General features: G+C 64.6%; 19 protein-coding genes. 11 read left to right on the top strand and 8 right to left on the bottom strand.

Annotated elements, in window-relative coordinates; genetic code table 11:
• Positions 1–236 precede the first annotated feature (236 nt).
• Both AC23D4_RS02765 and AC23D4_RS02760 read left to right on the top strand, forming a co-directional pair.
• The gene (locus AC23D4_RS02765) at positions 237–545 is read left to right on the top strand and encodes a DUF485 domain-containing protein (RefSeq protein WP_472887244.1); all 309 of its coding nucleotides are present in this window, start codon (positions 237–239) and stop codon (positions 543–545) included.
• A complete protein-coding gene (locus AC23D4_RS02760) occupies positions 545–2269 on the top strand; it encodes a cation acetate symporter (RefSeq protein ID WP_472887374.1) in 1725 nt (574 codons plus the stop codon). Before AC23D4_RS02765 ends, AC23D4_RS02760 begins: the two co-directional genes overlap by 1 nt.
• Positions 2270–2360: 91 nt before the next feature.
• Here the strand turns inward: AC23D4_RS02760 and ahpF are convergent, their stop codons facing one another.
• Both ahpF and ahpC read right to left on the bottom strand, forming a co-directional pair.
• A complete protein-coding gene (gene ahpF / locus AC23D4_RS02755) occupies positions 2361–3950 on the bottom strand; it encodes an alkyl hydroperoxide reductase subunit F (protein WP_472887245.1) in 1590 nt (529 codons plus the stop codon).
• Between the two features lie 239 nt (positions 3951–4189).
• A complete protein-coding gene (gene ahpC / locus AC23D4_RS02750; RefSeq protein WP_177139734.1) occupies positions 4190–4753 on the bottom strand; it encodes an alkyl hydroperoxide reductase subunit C in 564 nt (187 codons plus the stop codon).
• 343 nt (positions 4754–5096) lie between these two features.
• On the opposite strand from ahpC, the gene AC23D4_RS02745 reads away from it, so the two are divergent.
• The 7 genes from AC23D4_RS02745 (at position 5097) to hemP (ending at position 11745) form a co-directional block, all read left to right on the top strand.
• Positions 5097–7427 carry a TonB-dependent receptor gene (locus AC23D4_RS02745; protein ID WP_472887246.1) on the top strand — a complete coding sequence of 777 codons (2331 nt, stop codon included), beginning with the start codon at positions 5097–5099 and terminating at the stop codon, positions 7425–7427.
• A 96-nt stretch (positions 7428–7523) separates the two neighbouring features.
• On the top strand, positions 7524–8216 hold the full coding sequence (locus tag AC23D4_RS02740; RefSeq protein ID WP_472887247.1) for a Fe2+-dependent dioxygenase: 693 nt from the start codon (positions 7524–7526) through the stop codon (positions 8214–8216).
• On the top strand, positions 8213–9319 hold the full coding sequence (locus tag AC23D4_RS02735; RefSeq protein ID WP_472887248.1) for an alpha-hydroxy acid oxidase: 1107 nt from the start codon (positions 8213–8215) through the stop codon (positions 9317–9319). Before AC23D4_RS02740 ends, AC23D4_RS02735 begins: the two co-directional genes overlap by 4 nt.
• Positions 9320–9627: 308 nt before the next feature.
• On the top strand, positions 9628–10281 hold the full coding sequence (locus AC23D4_RS02730) for an energy transducer TonB (RefSeq protein WP_472887249.1): 654 nt from the start codon (positions 9628–9630) through the stop codon (positions 10279–10281).
• A 51-nt stretch (positions 10282–10332) separates the two neighbouring features.
• Entirely contained in the window at positions 10333–11067 is a 735-nt protein-coding gene (locus AC23D4_RS02725; RefSeq protein ID WP_472887250.1) for a MotA/TolQ/ExbB proton channel family protein, read from the top strand.
• Between the two features lie 31 nt (positions 11068–11098).
• Entirely contained in the window at positions 11099–11512 is a 414-nt protein-coding gene (locus tag AC23D4_RS02720; protein ID WP_472887251.1) for an ExbD/TolR family protein, read from the top strand.
• Entirely contained in the window at positions 11509–11745 is a 237-nt protein-coding gene (gene hemP / locus AC23D4_RS02715) for a hemin uptake protein HemP (RefSeq protein ID WP_472887252.1), read from the top strand. The genes AC23D4_RS02720 and hemP overlap by 4 nt, the downstream gene beginning before the upstream one ends.
• Before the next feature lie 112 nt (positions 11746–11857).
• On the opposite strand, the gene AC23D4_RS02710 is transcribed toward hemP, so the two are convergent.
• Positions 11858–12265 (bottom strand): GlcG/HbpS family heme-binding protein, encoded by a 408-nt coding sequence (locus AC23D4_RS02710; RefSeq protein ID WP_305359379.1) that lies wholly within the window; start codon positions 12263–12265, stop codon positions 11858–11860.
• A 250-nt stretch (positions 12266–12515) separates the two neighbouring features.
• Here AC23D4_RS02710 and AC23D4_RS02705 point away from each other — a divergent pair, with 250 nt between their 5' ends.
• Positions 12516–13214: a Bax inhibitor-1/YccA family protein gene (locus AC23D4_RS02705; protein ID WP_472887253.1), complete on the top strand. Its 699-nt coding sequence runs from the start codon at positions 12516–12518 to the stop codon at positions 13212–13214.
• 247 nt (positions 13215–13461) lie between these two features.
• Here AC23D4_RS02705 and rlmD read toward each other — a convergent pair whose 3' ends face one another.
• The 5 genes from rlmD to surE form a co-directional block, all read right to left on the bottom strand.
• A complete protein-coding gene (gene rlmD, locus AC23D4_RS02700) occupies positions 13462–14928 on the bottom strand; it encodes a 23S rRNA (uracil(1939)-C(5))-methyltransferase RlmD (protein ID WP_472887254.1) in 1467 nt (488 codons plus the stop codon).
• Positions 14929–14965: 37 nt separating this feature from the next.
• Entirely contained in the window at positions 14966–15751 is a 786-nt protein-coding gene (locus AC23D4_RS02695) for a 3'-5' exonuclease (RefSeq protein WP_472887255.1), read from the bottom strand.
• Between the two features lie 143 nt (positions 15752–15894).
• Complete coding sequence (locus AC23D4_RS02690; protein WP_472887375.1) at positions 15895–16722, bottom strand: peptidoglycan DD-metalloendopeptidase family protein; 828 nt, start codon at positions 16720–16722, stop codon at positions 15895–15897.
• 157 nt (positions 16723–16879) lie between these two features.
• Positions 16880–17713, bottom strand: a complete 834-nt coding sequence (locus tag AC23D4_RS02685; RefSeq protein ID WP_472887256.1) for a protein-L-isoaspartate(D-aspartate) O-methyltransferase — start codon at positions 17711–17713, stop codon at positions 16880–16882.
• Positions 17710–18540 (bottom strand): 5'/3'-nucleotidase SurE, encoded by an 831-nt coding sequence (surE, locus tag AC23D4_RS02680; protein ID WP_472887257.1) that lies wholly within the window; start codon positions 18538–18540, stop codon positions 17710–17712. The genes AC23D4_RS02685 and surE overlap by 4 nt, the downstream gene beginning before the upstream one ends.
• A 157-nt stretch (positions 18541–18697) precedes the next feature.
• On the opposite strand from surE, the gene AC23D4_RS02675 reads away from it, so the two are divergent.
• Positions 18698–19684 (top strand): NADPH:quinone oxidoreductase family protein, encoded by a 987-nt coding sequence (locus AC23D4_RS02675; RefSeq protein ID WP_472887258.1) that lies wholly within the window; start codon positions 18698–18700, stop codon positions 19682–19684.
• Positions 19685–19766: the final 82 nt, after the last annotated feature.

Below are 19766 nucleotides of genomic sequence, written 5' to 3'. Positions count from 1 at the left end.
GAGCCGCCACGTTTTGCATGCCGTTTGCCTTGCGGTTTCCGGCATTACGGGGCGGACTGTGGAAGCGGTTCCTTACAGCTAAATTGCTGTAACCACATCCTTCCGGGAAACCAAGGGTATGTCCTAGTAAATGACCGGCACATCGCTTCACGCTGCATGGTGTGCATTGGGGTAAGTACCAGGTAAGACCATTGACCTATCGTGGGTTTTCAACCAATCACGACACAGGTCACCACATGGACGACACCGTCATTCAACGGATTCTGAAAAACCCCCAATACCAGGAACTCAAGGCCAAACGATCCCGTTTTGGCTGGTGGCTCACATTGGCCATGATGGTCGTGTACTACGGCTTCATCCTGCTGGTCGCCTTCAACAAGGAGTTCCTCTCGCAGAAGCTGGGTGACGGCGTCATGACGATGGGCATCCCCGTCGGCTTCGGCGTGATCCTCTTCACCATCGTCATCACCGCCATCTACGTCAAACGCGCCAACACCGAGTTCGATGACCTCTCCAACGAAGTGATCAAGGCTGCGTACAAATGATGCCCGCTCAAAATTCCCTGCGTCGCGTGCTGACGCTGCTGGCGCTCTTCGGTGTGTCGTTTGCCGCCTGGGCAGCGGGCGCAGACCTCGGTCAGGCCGAGAAACAGCCCACCAACTGGACGGCGATCACCATGTTCGCGATGTTCGTGGTGTTCACGCTGTTCATCACCAAATGGGCCGCTGCCAAGACCAAGTCGGCCTCGGACTTCTACACCGCTGGCGGTGGCATCACCGGCTTCCAGAACGGTCTGGCGATCGCCGGCGACTACATGTCGGCCGCCTCGTTCCTCGGCATTTCCGCGGCCGTGATGGCCAGTGGTTTTGACGGCCTGATCTATTCCATCGGCTTCCTGGTCGGCTGGCCCGTGATCACCTTCCTGATGGCCGAGCGCCTGCGCAACCTGGGCAAGTTCACCTTCGCCGACGTGGCCGCGTTCCGCTTCAACCAGACCCCGGTCCGCGTCTTTGCGGCCTCGGGCACGCTGGTCGTGGTGGCGTTCTACCTGATCGCGCAGATGGTCGGCGCCGGCCAGCTCATCAAGCTGCTGTTTGGCCTGGAGTACTACATCGCCGTGATCATCGTCGGCGCACTGATGATGGTCTACGTGCTGTTCGGCGGCATGACGGCCACCACCTGGGTGCAGATCATCAAGGCCTGCCTGCTGCTGGGTGGCGCATCGTTCATGGCCTTCATGGTGCTGCTGCACTTTGGCTTCAGCCCCGAAGCCATGTTCGCCGGCGCGGTGCAGATCAAGACCGATCTGGCGCTGAAGGACGGCAAGATCGCCGAGGCCGCCACGGCCGCCGGTCAGTCGATCATGGGCCCGGGCAACTTCGTGAAGGACCCGATCTCAGCCATCAGCTTCGGCATGGCCCTGATGTTCGGTACCGCCGGCCTGCCGCACATCCTGATGCGCTTCTTCACCGTGCCTTCGGCCAAGGAAGCCCGCAAGTCGGTGATGTGGGCCACCGGCTGGATCGGCTACTTCTACCTGCTGACCTTCATCATCGGTTTCGGTGCCATCACCTTCGTGCTGATCAACCCCGACTTCCTTGATGCCAAAGGTGCCCTGCTTGGCGGCAACAACATGGCAGCCATCCACCTGGCCAATGCGGTGGGTGGCAACGTGTTCCTGGGCTTCATCTCGGCCGTGGCCTTCGCCACCATCCTCGCGGTGGTGGCGGGCCTGACGCTGTCGGGTGCTTCGGCCGTGTCGCACGACATCTACGCCACCGTGGTCAAGAAAGGCAAGGCCGATTCGGCATCCGAACTGCGCGTGTCGAAGATCACCACGATCTGCCTCGGCATCGTGGCGGTGGTGCTCGGCATCGCCTTCGAGAAGCAGAACATCGCCTTCATGGTGTCGCTGGCCTTCGCGATCGCGGCCTCGGCCAACTTCCCGGTGCTGTTCATGAGCGTGTTGTGGAAAGACTGCACCACCAAGGGTGCCGTGATCGGTGGCTTCCTGGGGCTGATCTCCTCCGTGGGCTTGACCATCGTGTCGCCCTCGGTCTGGGAAGCCACGCTGGGCAACCCCAAAGGTTCGGCCCTGTTCCCCTACACCTCGCCGGCCCTGTTCTCGATGACGATCGGCTTCGTGGGCATCTGGCTGTTCTCCATCCTGGACAACAGCGCCCGTGCCAAGGTGGACCGCGCGGGCTTCCTGGCCCAGCAGGTTCGCTCGGAAACGGGCATCGGGGCTTCCGGCGCTTCGGGTCACTGAACCACGAAAAATGCGGACCTCGGTCCGCACCCAACAAAAAAGCCACCGGGTTGCCCCGGTGGCTTTTTTTCGTCAGAAGCCTGAGGTTCGTTCAGGCTGCCACGGCCTCGGAGGCAGCGGCCACCACCGGCTGGCGGATCAGGTGATCAAAGGCGCTGAGCGCGGCCTTGGCGCCCTCGCCCGCGGCGATCACGATCTGCTTGTAGGGCACGGTGGTGCAGTCACCCGCAGCGAACACGCCCGGCACGTTGGTGTGGCCCTTGGCGTCGACCACGATCTCGCCGAAGCGGCTCAGTTCAATCGTGCCCTTGAGAAACTCTGTGTTGGGCACCAGGCCGATCTGCACGAACACACCTTCCAGCGGCACCAGGTGTTCCTCGTTGGTCGCGCGGTCCTTGTATTTCAGGCCATTGACCTTGCCATCGGCACCCGTGATCTCGGTGGTCTGCGCGTTCACGTGGATCGTCACGTTGGGCAGGCTTTTCAGCTTGCTCACCAGCACGGCGTCGGCCTTGAGCTGGTCGGCGAACTCGACCAGGGTCACGTGCGCCACGATGCCGGCGAGGTCGATGGCGGCTTCCACGCCGGAGTTGCCACCACCAATGACCGCCGTGCGCTTGCCCTTGAACAGCGGGCCGTCGCAGTGCGGGCAGTAGGCCACACCCTTGTTCTTGTACTCCTGCTCGCCGGGCACGTTGACATTGCGCCAGCGAGCGCCGGTAGAGACGATCACGCTGCGCGCCTGGAGCACGCCGCCATTGGCCATCTGCACCCGCACCAGACCGCCCGGCTCTTCAGCGGGAATCAGCTTGTCGGCGCGCTGCAGGTTCATGATGTCCACCTCGTAGTGGCGCACCTGGGCTTCCAGCGCCGCAGCGAACTTGGGGCCGTCGGTCTCCAGCACGGAGATGTAGTTTTCGATCGCCATGGTGTCGTTGACCTGGCCACCGAAACGCTCGGCCGCCACACCCACGCGGATGCCCTTGCGGGCGGCGTACACGGCCGCTGCCGCGCCGGCCGGGCCGCCGCCGACGATCAGCACGTCGAACGGGTCCTTGGCGTTGAGCTTGGCGGCTTCGCGGTCACCCGAGTTGGTGTCGAGCTTGGCCACGATTTCTTCCACCGTCATGCGGCCGGAACCAAACACCTGGCCGTTCAGGAACACCATGGGCACGGCCATGATTTCGCGCTCGGCCACTTCCTGCTGGAAAGCACCACCTTCGATCACCACGGTCTTGACCCTGGGGTTGAAGATCGCCATCAGCGACAGCGCCTGCACCACGTCCGGGCAGTTGTGGCAGGTCAGGGACATGTAGACCTCGAAGCTGAAGTCGCCATCCAATGCTTTGATCGACTCGATCACATCGGCCTCCACCTTGGGCGGATGACCGCCGGTCCACAGCAGTGCCAGCACCAGCGAAGTGAACTCGTGGCCCAGTGGCAGACCGGCGAAGCGCACCCCCTGGGTTTCGCCCTCACGCGCCACCACGAACGAAGGCTTGCGTGCATCGTCGCCCGAGGTGTCCAGCGTGACCTTGTCCGACAGCGAAACGATGTCGTCCAGCAGGCTGCGCATCTCCACACCGGTGGCGCTGTCGTCGAGCGAAGCGATCAGCCGGATCGGCTGGCGCAACATGCCAAGGTACTGCTGGAGCTGGGATTTGAGGGTGGCGTCAAGCATGGTGGACTCCTGAAAAATAAGATGAGGGATGTGCGGAACCAATGCCGCTGGTGCATGGGCCAACCGCTTGTGACGGAAGCCCATGAGGCAGCGGTACTGCCAGAAGAGAAAGGGAGACAACTGCAAGCTTGGAGGATCGCAAGGCAGTTCACCCAGAACGCCGCGGAACCGGCTTTGCCGGGCCGCCAGCGTTGTCCCCCTGGGGGGAAGACGCGCCGCAAGGCGCGGCGCAGGAGGGCTTAGATCTTGCCCACGAGTTCCAGCGAAGGAGCGATCGTCTTGGCGCCTTCGTTCCACTTGGCCGGGCACACCTGGCCGGGGTTGGCGGCGGTGTACTGGGCGGCCTTGAGCTTGCGCAGGGTTTCCTTGACGTCGCGGGCGATTTCGTTGGAGTGGATCTCGGCGGTCTTGATGATGCCGTCGGGATTGATCACGAAGGTGCCGCGCAGGGCCAGGCCTTCTTCAGGGATGTGCACGCCGAACGCGTTGGTCAGGGTGTGGGTCGGGTCGCCCACCAGCGGGAACTGGGCTTTGCCCACGGCAGGGCTGGTCTCGTGCCACACCTTGTGCGAGAAGTGCGTGTCGGTCGTGACGATGTAGACCTCGGCACCGGCCTTCTGGAATTCGGCGTAGTTGTCGGCGGCGTCTTCCACTTCGGTCGGGCAGTTGAAGGTGAAAGCGGCCGGCATGAAGATCAGCACGGACCACTTGCCCTTCAGGCTTTCGTCGGAGACTTCGATGAACTTGCCATTGTGGAAGGCCTGGGTCTTGAAGGGCTGGACTTGGGTGTTGATCAGGGACATGGTATTTCCTAAGTTGGAGTTGAAACAAACGGTGATCAGGTCGCGACGGGTATCGCGATGGGTTGAATCATAGACGACAACTATCACGAAGTCGCATTGATAGTTTACATTGGATCGATAGCTTTTGTTGCGCAGCAGCATGACGGGTCGCCCGCGCACCCACAGGTGATGCCGGCCGGGCAGCTCCACCCCATGTTGGGCCGGTGCTACAAAAATCGGGTTGGGGTGGCCATCCTGATAAACTTTATTGCGAATCGTTCGTGTTTGCAATAACATTGTGTTTCCAGCCAGCCACAGCGCAATGCGTTGAAGCCAGCCGACAACCCGTTCGACCGATGCTTCCATGTCCCAACGCAAAAAATCCCTGCGCAGCGTTCAGCGCGCCCTGCCCCGTTCCTCCACCTCTGCACCCACCGGCGTGATGCTCCCGCTGGGTGCCATGCTGCTGGCCGGCTCCCTGAACGCCATGGCCCAGACCGCGCCAGCTGGCGCAGAAAAGACCTTGCCCACCGTGGTGGTGCGCGAACAGGCCGAAGCACCGGAAGGCAAAGACGCGCTGCGCGCCACCGAGACCCGCATCGGCAAAGGCCAGCAGCGGCTGCGTGACATCCCCCAGTCGGTCACCGTGGTCACCGAAAAACTGATCGACGACCGCAACCTGGACACCGTCAAGGAAGCCCTCAAGAACACCGCCGGCATCACCTTCCTGGCGGCCGAAGGCGGCGAGGAAGACATCCGCCTGCGCGGTTTCGCCCTGCAAGCCACCGGCGACCTGTTCATCGACGGCATGCGCGACCCGGCGATCTACGACCGCGACACCTTCAACCTCGACCGCATGGAAGTGCTGCGTGGCTCGGCGTCCATGATGTTTGGCCGTGGCTCCACCGGAGGCGCCGTCAACCAGGTCAGCAAGAACCCGCGCCTGATCGACGAGCACCAGGTCGATCTCACGCTGGGCAACCACCAATACGTGCGCGCCACCGGTGACTTCAACATCCAGACCGGCGAAAGTGCCGCGCTGCGCATCAACGCCATGGCCACCAAGGCCGACAACAACGGCAGCGGTGCCAGCCTCGACAAACGCGGCGCTGCGCTGGCCTGGCGCAACGGCATCGGTGAGCGCAACGAATTCCAGGTCAACCTGTACCACCTGGACAACAACAACGGCATCAACTACGGCATGCCGTTCATCGCGCCCACCGCAGGCTCCAGCGACCGCGTGTTGTTGCCGCTGGATGCCGACACCTACTACGGCGCGGCCAGCGACTACAACGACAGCAGCGCCACCATCGTCGGCGCCTCGCACACCCACCGCTTCAGCCGCGACAGTGAACTCAGGACCCAGATTCGTGTGGGCCAGTTCGAGCGCGACCAGCGCTCCGGCGCCATCCGCCTGTGCAGCCGTGGTGTGAACCAGCAGACCGGCGCCGTGACCAACCCGCAATGCCCCAGCGCCAACTCGCTGGAGAACTTCGGTCCCAACACGGTTCTGACGCGTGGCAACCACCTGAAAATCCAGGACATGGACACGGCCCAGTTCCAGAGCGACTACTCGGGCAAATTCGAAGCACTGGGTGTCCAGCACGACCTGCTGGCCGGCGTGGACTTCTCTCGCGAAGAACGCACCGTCTACGCTGCGCGCTCCCGCGCCCAGGGTGGCGTTGACATCACCAAGCCCGCCACCCGCGTCGGAACGCCCAACGACGGCGCCTGGGTGGACGAATCGTCCCGCGTGCTGCGCGTGAACAACCAGTACACCGCGCAGGGCTGGGGCGCCTATGTGCAGGACACCGTTCAAGTGGCACCGGCCTGGAAAGTGGTGACCGGCCTGCGCTACGACAACCTGACGGGCGACTACGACAGCTTCAGCCTGCCGCAGAATGCCGCCGGCCCGGCGAGCACCGAACGCTACCGCATGGAGGTCTCGGAATGGAGCCCGCGCGCCGGGGTGCTGTTCCAGCCCACGCCACAGCAGTCGTACCACTTCTCGGTTGGACAGTCCTTCAACACCTCGGGCGACGCTTATTCGCTGGGTGCCAGCAACGTGGACACCCCGCCGGAAAAGAGCCGCAACATCGAACTCGGTGCCAGGCTGGATTCGGCCGACAAGCGCTTCTCCACGCGCCTGGCGGTCTTCCGCTCGACCAAGTACAACGAGCGCAACACCGATCCGGATCGCCCGGTCGTGACGCTGTCGGGTGAACGCCACGTGGCGGGATTCGAGGCCGACATCGTGGGGCGCCTGACCTCCAGGTGGGAAGTCTTCGGCTCCTACATGTGGTTGCCCGTGGCCAAGGTGGATCGGGCGGCCCCCTGCCCGACCACAGGTCAGTGTTCACAAGGCGCCGCTGGCGAGCGCCCGGGCGACCGCCCTTCGCTCACGCCCGAGCACAGCGGAACGGTGTGGACCACCTACCAGTTCACGCCCAAGCTGCGCCTCGGTGCCGGCCTGAACTTCCGTGGCAAACAGTCGCCGACCCGTGTCGCCTGGACGGTGCCGTCTTACGTGACGGCCGACCTGATGGCCGAATACAAGTTCGACTTCGACCGCCTGACGCTCAAGGCCAACCTGTCCAACATCGCCGACAAGCTCTACGCCGACCAGCTCTACCCCGCGCACTACATCCCGGGTGCAGGGCGGACGCTGCAGGTGACCGCCAGCCTGAAGTTCTGAGCGAACGGATTCGCTTGACGGCCATCGGGCCGTCCTCGCGGAGAAGCGGGGACGGCCTTTTCCATTGATGAAACCATCCAACGACGGAAGCCCACGATGCTGCTCACCCTGCCCGACATCCTGTCACCCGAAGACCTGACCCTGGCGCGTCAGCTGCTCGCCGATGCGCCCTGGACCGACGGTCGGGACAGCGCCGGTCCGCAGGCGCGCACCGTCAAGAACAACCAGCAACTGCCGCACGACAGCGAAGCCGCACAAAGCATCCGGACGATGGTGCTCAACGGCCTCAACCGTTCACCTCTCTTTTTCAGCGCCGCATTGCCACTGCGCATCTTCACACCCCGCGTCAACCGCTACGGCGGCGAAGCCAACACCTACGGCAACCACATCGACAACGCGATCCGGCTCAAGGTCAACGAAACCGGACAGACCGAATACGTGCGCACCGATGTCTCGTGCACCGTGTTCCTGAATCACCCGGAAGAGTACGACGGCGGCGAACTCACCGTGAGCGACACCTACGGCACACGCGGCGTGAAGCTGCCCGCCGGCCACGCCGTGCTCTACCCCGGTACCAGCCTGCACCAGGTGACCCCCGTCACGCGCGGACACCGGCTCGCCTGTTTCCTCTGGGTGCAGAGCATGGTGCGCAGCGACGAACAGCGCCGCCTGCTCTACGAACTCGACATGAACATCCTCGCCCTGCGCCAGCAGCACGGCGAAACGCCCGAGGCCACGGCCCTGACCGGGACGTACCACAACCTGCTGCGCATGTGGGCACAGACATGAGTGAATTGCCAGATGGGTTGGTCAACCTCGCCGACCACGAAGCCCATGCCGCCTCCGTGCTCGATGCGAATGCGCGGGCCTACTTCAACGGGGGCGCGGCCGACGAGATCACCCTGCGCGAGAACGTGCTGGCCTGGCAGCGCATCCCGCTGTGGCCACGCGTTTTGCGGCCCCTGGCCGGCGGGCACACACGGGTCGACCTGCTCGGCCGCACCCTGGCCCATCCGGTCCTGATTGCGCCCATGGCGTACCAGCGCCTGGCGCACCCGCACGGTGAACTGGCCACGGCGCTGGCGGCGGCCGTGCTGGGCGCGGGCCTGGTGCTGAGCACCCAGGCCAGCACGCCGCTGGAAGAAGTGGCCCAGGTGGTGCTGGGCGAAGCCGATCGCGGCCCGCTGTGGTTCCAGCTCTACCTGCAAGCCGACCGGGGCTTCACGCGGGACCTCGTTCGACGCGCCGAGGCGGCGGGCTATGAAGCCCTGGTGCTCACGGTCGATGCGCCGGTCCACGGGGCGCGGGACCGCGAACGCCGCGCCGGCTTCACGCTGCCGCCGGGCATCTCGGCCGTCAACCTGCAAGGCCTGCAGGCGCCCGCGCCCGCAGTGTTGCGACCGGGCCAAAGCCCGCTCTTCGACGACCTGCTGACCCACGCCCCCACCTGGGACGATGTGATCTGGTTGCGCGAGCAGACCCGTCTGCCCGTCCTGCTCAAAGGCATCACCCATCCGGCCGATGCACAGCAGGCACTGGCTTGCGGCGTGGCCGGCCTGATCGTCTCCAACCACGGCGGCCGCACGCTGGACACCCTGCCCGCCACCGCCACCCTGCTGCCCGCCATCGCACAGGTGGTCGGCGGTGCGCTGCCGCTGCTGGTGGACGGCGGCATCCGGCACGGCACCGACGTGCTCAAGGCCATCGCGCTGGGTGCCAGCGCGGTGCTGGTCGGCCGGCCGGCCATCCATGGGCTGGCCAACGCAGGCGCCACCGGCGTGGCCCACGTCATCCGCCTGCTGCGCGACGAACTGGAAATCGCCATGGCGCTGAGCGGTTGCCGGACCCTTGAAGAAGCCACCGCGGTGTTGGGGTCCCCTCCATCCGACTAACACCTGAATCCTCCACTTTCTTGGGTCTTTTTTCGACAATTATCGCGAATGCGATCAATTCGCATTTATACTGAAATCCTGTCTTCAACCGCAGACTGAAAGGAATCCACCATGACCACCAGTGTTCTCATACTGGGCGGCAGCTTTTTCCTGATTCTGGCTGCTGCATGGTGGGTTCTGCACCCCTGAATCCCCGAAGTGGCCCCTGCCAACCGAGCCTTCCGTCCGCCTACACTATGTCTTCCGCCAGCGCGAGCCTCGCGCTACCCCTTTCAGGAGCCCCGCAGGCTCCCATTCCGACACCCCGCATGGACCGCCGCCTGTTCATCGTGATCGCCGTGGTCGGCTTTCATGTACTGGGCCTGTGGGCCCTGCAAACCGGCCTGCTGCGCCGGGCGGTGGAGCTCGTGGTGCCGGTGCAGGTGATGGCCGAATTCATCGAACTGCCCCAACCCCAGGTGACGCCCACCCCGCCGCCACCGCAGCCCCGGCCCAAGCCGGTCCCCAAACAGGTCATCCCGCCCAAACCGGTACCCAGGCAGGTGCCGCAACCGGTGGCCATTGCCGACCCAACCCCTTCTCCCACCGTCGCGACAGGCACCACAGAACCCCAGCCACCCGCGCCGCCGCTGCTGACACCCGTGGTGGTTGCCGAGCCCGCGCCACCAGCGCCGCCCAGGATCGAACTGCCCTCCAGCAGCGCCGACTACATCAACAACGCGCCACCGCCCTACCCGCCACTGTCCAAGCGGCTGGGAGAACAAGGCAAGGTGATCGTGCGCGCCCTCATCGAGGTCAATGGCTCGGCGAGCAAGGCGGAAATCAGGACTTCCAGCGGCTACGAACGCCTCGACCAGACCGCCTTGCAGACGGTGTTGAAGTGGCGCTATGTACCCGGCAAACGCGCAGGCGTTCCAGAAGCGATGTGGTTCAACATCCCCATCAACTTCGTCCTCGAATAAAGCGCCACGCGCACCTTCACCGAATCCGATCTCACTGGAGTTTTCTCACCCATGGAACCGCAAAACGTCTCATCCGGCCTGGCCCACGTCTGGATCCAGGGCGACGCCGTCACCCGCACCGTCGCCATCGTCCTGCTCGTCATGTCACTCGCCACCTGGATCATCATCCTGTGGAAATACCTCGACCAGCGCGCCCAGCGCCAGCAGGCCAGGGCCTGCGAAGGGTTCTGGCACAGCGCCGACTTTGCCGAAGGCCTGGACAAGCTCGGTGCGCAGGACGGCAACCCCTTCCGCGCGCTGGCCAATGAAGGCCGCGAAGCGGCGCGCCACGTGCTGCACAAGGACGGCCGGCCTGGCCCGCAACTGCACGACACGCTCGACGTGAGCGACTGGGTGGAACGCTGCCTGCGCCGCAGCCTGGACGACGCCACCGCGCGTGCGCAGAGCGGCCTCACCGTGCTCGCCTCCATCGCCTCCACCGCGCCCTTCGTGGGCCTGTTCGGCACCGTCTGGGGCATCTACCACGCGCTGCTCGGCATCGGTGCGGCCGGCCAGGTCAGCATCGACCAGGTGGCCGGCCCGATCGGCGAAGCGCTGATCATGACCGCCATGGGCCTGCTGGTCGCGATCCCCGCCGTGCTGGGCTACAACGTCCTGGTGCGCGGCAACAAGGGCATCAACCACCAGCTCAACCGCTTTGCCCACGACCTGCACGCCTACTTCGTCACCGGTGCCCGCGTGACGGCCGGTGGCGACGGCAAGGTCCTGCCCATGAAAAAAGCCTGACCGCTCAATCCGAACGCACTAGGACAACACCATGGCCATCGGAACCCAGGACGACAGCGACGAGATGCTCGCCGAGATCAACATGATCCCGTTCATCGACGTCATGCTGGTGCTGCTCATCATCTTCATCATCACCGTGCCGGTGATCAAACACGCAGTCAACATCGACCTGCCGCGCGCCAGCAATGAGAAGGTGCTCGACAAGCCGGAAAACATCCGCCTGTCGGTGAATGCCGACGGTGCCTATTTCTGGAACGAGACCCCGGTGCAAGACGCCGACTTCGAGCAGCGTCTCGCCAGCGCCGCGGCCCAGGAGCCCCAACCCGAACTGCACATCCGCGGCGACAAGGCGGTGCGCTACGAGCGCGTGGCCCTGGCCATGGCGGCTGCGCAGCGCGCGGGTGTGCGCAAGATCGGCTTCATCACCGAGCCGGTGGCGCCTTGAACCCCGCCGACCAGAAGGAACGCCCGATGATCAACCCGCCACCGAACGACCCCGTGTCCGGGTCGGGCCAGCCAGCATCCACTGAAGCACTGCCTGTTGCTGAAGACTCACGGCCGGTGCTGCTCACCAGCCACGAAGTACTGCGGGGACAGAAAACGGTGGCCATCACCCACAACGGTGCGCTTTATCGCCTGCAGACCACACGCCAGGGCAAGCTCATCCTGACCAAATAAGGATCAGATCATTTTCATCGTGGGGCGACCCGGGGAAATACCATCTCCCCGAGCGTCGTTTTTGGCCAGCCAGGGGATCTCAGTCCCGGTAGCCAGTCATTTTTTCCGAGCTTTACAACCCGATGGCCGCGATGCCCGCGCGCGCGATCTGTGCGTCTTCGCTCGACTTCACACCGCTCACACCAACCGCGCCAATGCACTGGCCGTCTTTCATGATCGGCAAGCCCCCTTCAAGCATGCCCGCAATGGCGGGCGCGCTCAGGAACGACACCCGCCCCTGGTTGATCACATCCTCATACACCTTGCTTTCGCGACGACCCAGCGCTGCGGTATGGGCCTTGGCGGGTGCAATGTGCGAAGAGATGGCCGGTGCGCCATCCAGGCGCTGCAGCCAGAGCAGATGGCCACCGTCGTCGACGATGGCGAACGTGACCGCCCAGCTGTTTTGCAGGGCTTCGGCCTCGGCCGCTGCGGCGATGAGCTTGACGTCGGCGAGTTCGAGAACGGCTTTGTTTTTCATGAACTTATTCCTTCTGGAGGGTATCTGACCAAGGTTCGCGAGCCCGGGCTTCACCGCCTGGACTCTGGACCGGGGACGATACCGCACTCCAGGTGCCTGCGCAGGTCACAACTGCCCTGACCAGAATGCGGTTTTTGCCGGGTCGCACAGCGGACAAGGCCGCGCCCTACAATGCGGCTTCACCAGCGATCGGCCCCCCGGACCGGATGCTGTCAGACCACTGCGTCAGATGATGAAGGAGCTCACCACCATGACCGACCACGTACAACCCACCAGCGGCCGCTTCGGCACCGCCGTATCCACTTCCGCGCAGCGCAACAAGGTGATGCGCAACACCTACTGGCTGCTCGCGCTGTCCATGCTGCCCACGGTGCTCGGCGCCTGGATCGGCGTGGCCACCGGCATCACCGCCAGCCTGACGGGCGGCCTGGGTCTGATCGTTTTCCTGGGCGGCGCCTTCGGCTTCATGTTCGCCATCGAGAAGACCAAAAACACGGCCGCCGGCGTGCCGGTGCTGCTGGCCTTCACCTTCTTCATGGGTCTGATGCTCTCGCGCCTGCTGGCCGGGGTGCTGGGCTTCAGCAACGGCGCCAGCCTTATCATGACCGCGTTCGGCGGCACCGCTGGCGTGTTCTTCGTCATGGCCAACGTCTCGACCGTGATCAAGCGCGACCTTTCCGGCATGGGCAAGTGGCTCTTCGTCGGTGCCCTGGCCATCATGGTCGGCGCGATCATCAACGTGTTTGTCGGCAGCACCGCCGGCATGGCCGCCATCGCCACCCTGGCCATCATCGTGTTCAGCCTCTACCTGCTGTACGATCTCAAGCGCATCGTGGACGGCGGCGAAACCAACTACATCAGCGCCACCCTGGGCCTGTACCTCAGCCTGTTCAACATCTTCCAGAGCCTGCTGGCCCTGCTGGGCATCTTCGGCGGCGAACGCGACTGATCACAGTCGCCTCCGCAGTGAAAAAAGGACCTTCGGGTCCTTTTTTCTTTGTCGGTTCGAAGGCCTCCATCCAGCGCCCGGGTATGCAAACCATTCAAGTTGGCGAGTCAGCCGCCGAAAGAAAGGTCATACCCGGATACAGCACCGTGCGACACCACCCCCGCCCCTTCTGCCTGATCGCCGCAGCCAGCCTGGAGGACATGGACCATGTACATGCGCGAAAACGAGCAAGTCCTGATCGACGCGATCAGGCAGCGTCAGCCACGCGCTCGGCGTCCAGCTCGAACACCGCCATGCTCTCCACGTGCGCGGTGTGCGGGAACATGTTCACCACACCCGCCGCCACACAGCGGTAGCCCGCCTGGTGCACCAGCAGGCCAGCATCCCGCGCCAGCGTGGCCGGGTTGCAGCTCACGTAGACGATGCGCTTGGGCGGTGTCCAGCCACCGCGCAGTTCGGGCTGCAGGTGCAGGTCGGCCAGCGTCTTGGCCAGCGCAAACGCGCCCTCGCGTGGCGGGTCCACCAGCCACTTGTCCGCCTGCCCATCGCCCACCAGTTGCGAAGGTGTCATCTCGAACAGGTTGCGTGCCACAAACGCCGTGGGCGCCAGCGGCACCGCTCGACCGGTCTGGTTGCCCGCCAGGTTCTCGCGCGAGCGCGCCACCAGCGTTTCGCTGCCTTCAATGCCCAGCACTTCGCCCGCCTGCGTGGCGATCGGCAGGGTGAAATTGCCCAGCCCACAGAACCAGTCGATCACGCGCTCGTGTTTCTGTGCCTCGAGCAGGCGCAAGGCGCGCGAAACCAGCACGCGGTTGATGTGCGGATTGACCTGGGTGAAGTCGGTGGGCTTGAACGGCATCGTGATGCCGAAATCGGGCAACGCATAAGACAAGAGCGATCCACCCTGGTCAAGCAGCTTCACGGTGTCCGGCCCTTTCGATTGCAGCCACCATTGCACGCCGTGCTGGGCGGCAAAGGCTCGCAGACGGGTGAGGTCATCGTCCGACAGCGGCTCGAGATGGCGCAGCACCAGGGCGGTCACATCGTCGCCACAGGCCAGTTCGATCTGCGGGCAGGTTTCGCGCGCGTCCATGCCGAAGATCAGCCCGCGCAGCGGGATCAACATGTCGCTCACGTGGGGCGGCAACACGTGACAGGCCTGCATGTCGGCCACGTAGCGGCTCTTGCGCTCGTGAAAACCGATCAGCACTTCGCCCTTCTTGTGCACGAAGCGCACCGAGAGGCGTGCGCGGTAACGATAGCCCCAGGCCGGCCCTTCGATGGGGCGCAGCATCATTTCAGCTCTGACCTTGCCGAGGTGCCAGAGATTGTCTTCCAGCACGCGCTGCTTGACAGCCACCTGAGCGGTCTCGTGCAGGTGCTGCATCTTGCAGCCACCACAGGCACCGGCGTGCAGGCCAAAGTGCGGGCAGCCCGGGCGAACCCGCTGCGATGATTCGTGGTGGATCGCCGTGACGACGCCCGCCTCCCAGTTGTTTTTCTTGCGATGGACGTTGGTGCTGACGACTTCAAAGGGCAAGGCGCCTTCGATGAAGACGACCTTGCCATCCGGACGGCGGGCGATGCCCTGGGCATCGATGTCGAGGGATTCCACCGCCAGCCAGCCATCAGGCAAAGTGGTTTCGGGAGCGGCGGGCGCGTCGTCGCGCGCGGTGGTGAGCAGGCTGTTTTCGTGGGCGAGGGGTGCGGTCATTTCCCGATTGTCTCAGGACGCGAGACGGGGTAGCGCTTCAAGCCCAGGCTTTGAGGTACTCGTCCCAATGGCTCTCGGTGGGCGCCAGATGGCCCAGCGTCTCTTTGACGTAGGTGATTTCCTGCTCGTATTCGGTCTCGGTCAGGCCGCCGCGCATTTTCTGGAAACGGCAATACACCAGGTAGGTGTTCATCACGTCGGTTTCGCAGTAGCGGCGGATGTCATCGGTCTGCCCGGCCAGGTACTGCGCGTAGACCTGCGAGCCGTCCATGCCGAGCTTGCCCGGAAAGCCGCAGAGCTTGGCCATCGCGTCCAGGGGCGCATTGTTCTTCGGGCTGTACATCGCCAGCAGGTCCATCAGGTCCAGGTGGCGCATGTGGTAACGGCTGATGTAGTTGTTCCACTTGTACTCGCGGTCGTCCTCGCCCATGTCCCAGTACTTGCTGGCTTCGACGCCGTGGCGCAGGCCGCGGTAGTGCAGCACCGGCAGGTCAAAGCCGCTGCCGTTCCAGCTCACCAGTTGGGGCTGGTGCTTCTCGATGCTGTTGAAGAAGGTCTGGACGACCTTGCCCTCGCTCGCACCATCGCGGTCCACGAACGAGTGGATGCGCAGGCCCTCGGCGTTGCGGAACACCACGCTGATGACCAGGATGCGCTGCAGGTGCAAGGGCATGAAATCGCTTTGCCCTTTTTCCTTGCGCTCCGCCAGCCAGGCGGCGTAGACCTGCTCGTCGCTGGCCTCGGTGGATTGGCCTCGCAAGGCCCGAAGGCCCGCGATGTCCGGGATGGATTCGATGTCGAAAACGAGGACAGGCCAGACCATGGATTGTGTGTGAAGGATTGAGCGTTCAGCGAAGCGCCAATGGCGCGCGGATTTGCATCACAGCACACACCGGAGATCCAGCTTCGCCGGGCCCAGGATGTGGTTCCCCAGGGGGAACGCCGCCGCGAAGCGGCGCAGGGGAGTTACCTCTTCGGCAGGTGGATGAGCGGATCGACAGGCTTGCCCTGGCGACGCACCTCGAAGTGCAGTTTCACGCGATCGGCATCGCTGCTGCCCATCTCGGCGATCTTCTGGCCCTGGCGAACCGCCTGGTCTTCGCGCACCAGCAAGGCCTGGTTGTGGGCGTAGGCCGTGAGGTAGGTGTTGTTGTGTTTGAGGATGATCAGGTTGCCGTAGCCGCGCAGGCCGGCCCCGGCGTAGACCACCCGGCCATCGGCCGCCGCCACGATCGGATCGCCCACGCGCCCGGAGATCGCCACGCCTTTGTTCTTGGCCTCGTCAAACGGCGCAATCACCGAACCCTGTGCGGGCCAGACAAATTGCAGTTCCTCGGACGACGCAACCGGCGTCTCCGCTGCGGGAGCGGGCTGCGGCGTGACTGCCGGCGCCGGTGCGTTCCCGGCGGTCAGGGGGCGCGCCACCACACCGGGCGCCGCGACGGGAGCCGCGGTCACAGCGGTGGGCGCCGCAGACGTGGTTTGCGCGCCGGGCACAACCGCCGCAGGCGGTGCCACACGCAGGACCTGGCCCACTTCAATCAGGTTCGGATTGGCCAGGTTGTTCCATGCCTGCACATCGCGCCAGGCCTGTCCGCTCTCCAGCGCAATGCGGTACAGGGTGTCACCCGGGCGGACCGTGAAATAACCGGGTTTGCCCGCGTTCTCGGCACCCGGCAAGGGTTTGACTTCGGTGGCGCCGGCCCCCGAGCGGTCTTCCACCGGCGCGGGCTGCGTGACACGCCGGGTCGAACAACCCGCCGTCACCAGCAGGGTGGTTGCTGCAGCCACCATCAGCACGCTGCGCCACGACGCTCGACGCGCGGGCACGCCCTTCGGTGCCAACGGGTCGAATTCCACTCTGTTCATCTTGACTCCCACCTGGTTGCAGCCCCGGCGATGTTCCGAGGGTTGCCTGAAAAAATCCCAAACCCCTACCCGAAGGCGGATCTCATGCGACCCCTGATTTTAGAGGCACGAACAGCACCGGCTCCAGCACCGTTTTCTTCACGCCATGAGCGGTCTTGTCGATGACCACCAGGTGCTGCTGACCCGCTCCGGTCACGGCCGGTGCCACGAGACGCCCACCCACCGCCAGCTGATCTATCCAGGCCTGCGGAATGGCCTCACCACCGGCTGCCGCGATGATGGCGGCATAGGGAGCGCCCTGCGCAAAACCCAGCATCCCGTCACCAAACAGCAGGTGCAGATTGGTCAAACGCAAACCCCGCACATTCTCACGCGCTTTTTCGTGCAAGCCGCGCAGGCGCTCGATGCTGTAGACCTCACGCGATACCTGGCTCAAGACCGCGGCCTGATAGCCACATCCGGTCCCGATTTCAAGAACCCGGCCGAGCTTTTCGGTCCGTCCCTCGCACAAGAGTTCCATCATCCGGGCCACCACATTGGGTTTGGATATGGTTTGACCCAAACCTATGGGGAGGCTGGTGTCTTCATACGCCTGGTTGACGAGGGCTGTGTCGACAAACCGGTGTCGCTCCACCAGCCCCATCGCCGCCAGCACCGCCGGATGGCTCACACCCTGTGCCTGCAGCTTGCGGATCATGGCCGCACGCACCGCGCGCGAGTCCATGCCCACACCCTGCGTCGTCGGCAGTGGCCGCGCGGCCACTGCCGGCTTCGCGGCGGAGGGGGCTGCGGTGGAGGTTTTGCGGGCTGGCGCACCCTGAACAGGTGCTGACAGCTGTATGGGGAAACCCGGCCGCGGTCGGGCCTGCGTCGTCGCACCCTGCGCGCTGGGGCCAGGCATGGGCGGCTTCTTCATGTTGCCGCGCTGCCCGAGCCGTGCTGCCCGGCTGTGCCTGCGGGCGAGGCAGCCGCAGAAGCACCCGAGAGTTGCGCCGCGGTGGGCACCCAGTACGGCAGGCGTTCGTGGTCCGTCAGGTCCACCTGCAGAGGCGTGATGGTCGCGTAACCCTGTGCCGTGGCATGGAAGTCGGTGCCTTCGGCATCGTCCTTGGCCGCTCCGGCGCCACCGATCCAGTACATGGTGTCGCCACGCGGATTGGTCTGGGCGATCACCTGCTCGGCCGCATGGCGCCGCCCCAGCCGGGCCACCTTGAATCCCGGTATCTCGTTCGCGGGCCGGTTGGGGATGTTCACATTGAGCAGCCAGGGCGCATGGCGTTGCGGGGCTACGTCCAGCGACGGCAACAGTTGCGCCACCAGTTCTGCCGCCTTCTGCGCCGCCGTATCCAGATGCCCCCAGCCCTTTTCCGTCTGGGAAAAAGCAATGGCCGGAATGCCGAACAGATAGCCCTCCATCGCCGCGCCCACGGTGCCCGAGTAGATGGTGTCGTCACCCATGTTGGCGCCGTTGTTGATGCCCGAGACCACCAGGTCGGGCCGGTAGCCCAGCAGCCCGGTCAGCGCGATGTGCACACAGTCAGCCGGCGTGCCGTTGATGTAGCGAAAACCGTTGTGCGCGGTGTGCACATACAAGGGCGAATGCAGTGTCAACGCATTCGATTTGGCGCTGTTGTTGTGCTCCGGCGCCACCACCTCCACATCGGCCAGCCCCTTGAGCGCCTCGTACAACGCCACGATGCCGGGCGCCTGGTAACCGTCGTCGTTGGAGATGAGAATCTTCATGGACTTGATTCTAGGTGGATTGCCTCTCGCAACCGGGCACAACCATCGACATACACCCCCCGGTCACCCCAGCGACAGAAAGCGGGCATACCCGCTGTGCCCAGGTTGAGCCCGTCCCTATCATCGGCCGCTTGCCCCAGTTCAACGAGGAGAAACCATGCAAGCCTGGCTGTGCGAAAACCCTGTGGGCGTTGATGCCCTCACATGGAAAGAACTGCCCACCCCCGAGCCCAAAGCGGGTGAGGTGCTGATCGAAATCCAGGCCGCCAGCCTGAACTTCCCCGATCTGCTGATCGTGCAGAACAAGTACCAGATGAAACCCGCCCTGCCCTTCGTGCCCGGCTCCGAATACGCGGGCGTGGTGCGCGCGGTGGGCGAGGACGTGAAACACCTGCAGGTCGGCCAGAGCGTGGCCTGCCTGAGCGGCACCGGCGGGTTCGGCACCCACACCCTGGCGCCTGCGGCGCTGTGCATGCCCCTGCCGCCCGGCTTCCCGCCGGTCGACGCGGCCGCCTTCATCATGATCTACGCCACCTCGTGGCACGCACTGATGGACCGCGCTGCGCTCAAGGCGGGTGAAACCGTGCTGATCCTGGGTGCGGCCGGCGGCGTGGGCACGGCCGCGATCCAGATCGCCAAGGCCGCCGGTGCCCGCGTGATCGCCGCCGCGTCCACCGACGACAAATGCGCGCTCTGCCGCCAGATGGGTGCCGACGCCACCATCAACTACAGCGTGCACACGCCCCAGGTGGGCCTGCGCGACGAGATCAAGCGCCTCACCGACGGCAAGGGCCCCGACGTGATCTACGACCCGGTGGGCGGCGACTTCGCCGAGCCCGCGTTCCGTTCCATCGCCTGGCGTGGGCGCTACCTGGTGGTGGGCTTTGCCAGCGGCCCCATCCCCAGCCTGCCGCTGAACCTGACCCTGCTCAAGGGCGCGAGCATCGTCGGCGTGTTCTGGGGCGACTTCGCGCGGCGCGAGCCGCAAGCCAACGCCCAGATGATGCAGACCTTGGCGGACATGTACGCCAAAGGCCAGGTCAAGCCCATGATTGACCAGACCCTGCCCATGAATGAATTGCCCAAGGCCTACGCCATCATGGGTTCGCGTTCGGTCAAAGGCAAACTGGTGCTGGTGAACTGAAAGCGCCCGGAAACGAAAAAAGTCAGCCGGTCCAAGCCGCTTGAGCTGGCGGCTCTCTCTACCTCCAGTTGATGCCAGCGGA

It is taken from the genome of Hydrogenophaga sp. L76 (assembly GCF_057654755.1).
This window is presented reverse-complemented; position numbering and strand designations above follow the sequence as displayed.

Bases quoted from the DNA above. Each gene is read 5' to 3' on its own strand.
- AC23D4_RS02705 (WP_472887253.1), top strand. From the start codon at position 12,516: ATGACCGACCACGTACAACCCACCAGCGGCCGCTTCGGCACCGCCGTA.
- AC23D4_RS02745 (WP_472887246.1), top strand. From the start codon at position 5,097: ATGTCCCAACGCAAAAAATCCCTGCGCAGCGTTCAGCGCGCCCTGCCC.
- ahpF (WP_472887245.1), bottom strand. From the start codon at position 3,950: ATGCTTGACGCCACCCTCAAATCCCAGCTCCAGCAGTACCTTGGCATG.
- AC23D4_RS02675 (WP_472887258.1), top strand. From the start codon at position 18,698: ATGCAAGCCTGGCTGTGCGAAAACCCTGTGGGCGTTGATGCCCTCACA.
- AC23D4_RS02690 (WP_472887375.1), bottom strand. From the start codon at position 16,722: ATGGTGGCTGCAGCAACCACCCTGCTGGTGACGGCGGGTTGTTCGACC.
- AC23D4_RS02760 (WP_472887374.1), top strand. From the start codon at position 545: ATGCCCGCTCAAAATTCCCTGCGTCGCGTGCTGACGCTGCTGGCGCTC.
- rlmD (WP_472887254.1), bottom strand. From the start codon at position 14,928: ATGACCGCACCCCTCGCCCACGAAAACAGCCTGCTCACCACCGCGCGC.
- AC23D4_RS02740 (WP_472887247.1), top strand. From the start codon at position 7,524: ATGCTGCTCACCCTGCCCGACATCCTGTCACCCGAAGACCTGACCCTG.
- AC23D4_RS02765 (WP_472887244.1), top strand. From the start codon at position 237: ATGGACGACACCGTCATTCAACGGATTCTGAAAAACCCCCAATACCAG.
- AC23D4_RS02725 (WP_472887250.1), top strand. From the start codon at position 10,333: ATGGAACCGCAAAACGTCTCATCCGGCCTGGCCCACGTCTGGATCCAG.
- surE (WP_472887257.1), bottom strand. From the start codon at position 18,540: ATGAAGATTCTCATCTCCAACGACGACGGTTACCAGGCGCCCGGCATC.
- AC23D4_RS02710 (WP_305359379.1), bottom strand. From the start codon at position 12,265: ATGAAAAACAAAGCCGTTCTCGAACTCGCCGACGTCAAGCTCATCGCC.
- AC23D4_RS02685 (WP_472887256.1), bottom strand. From the start codon at position 17,713: ATGAAGAAGCCGCCCATGCCTGGCCCCAGCGCGCAGGGTGCGACGACG.
- ahpC (WP_177139734.1), bottom strand. From the start codon at position 4,753: ATGTCCCTGATCAACACCCAAGTCCAGCCCTTCAAGACCCAGGCCTTC.
- AC23D4_RS02695 (WP_472887255.1), bottom strand. From the start codon at position 15,751: ATGGTCTGGCCTGTCCTCGTTTTCGACATCGAATCCATCCCGGACATC.
- AC23D4_RS02735 (WP_472887248.1), top strand. From the start codon at position 8,213: ATGAGTGAATTGCCAGATGGGTTGGTCAACCTCGCCGACCACGAAGCC.
- AC23D4_RS02720 (WP_472887251.1), top strand. From the start codon at position 11,099: ATGGCCATCGGAACCCAGGACGACAGCGACGAGATGCTCGCCGAGATC.
- AC23D4_RS02730 (WP_472887249.1), top strand. From the start codon at position 9,628: ATGGACCGCCGCCTGTTCATCGTGATCGCCGTGGTCGGCTTTCATGTA.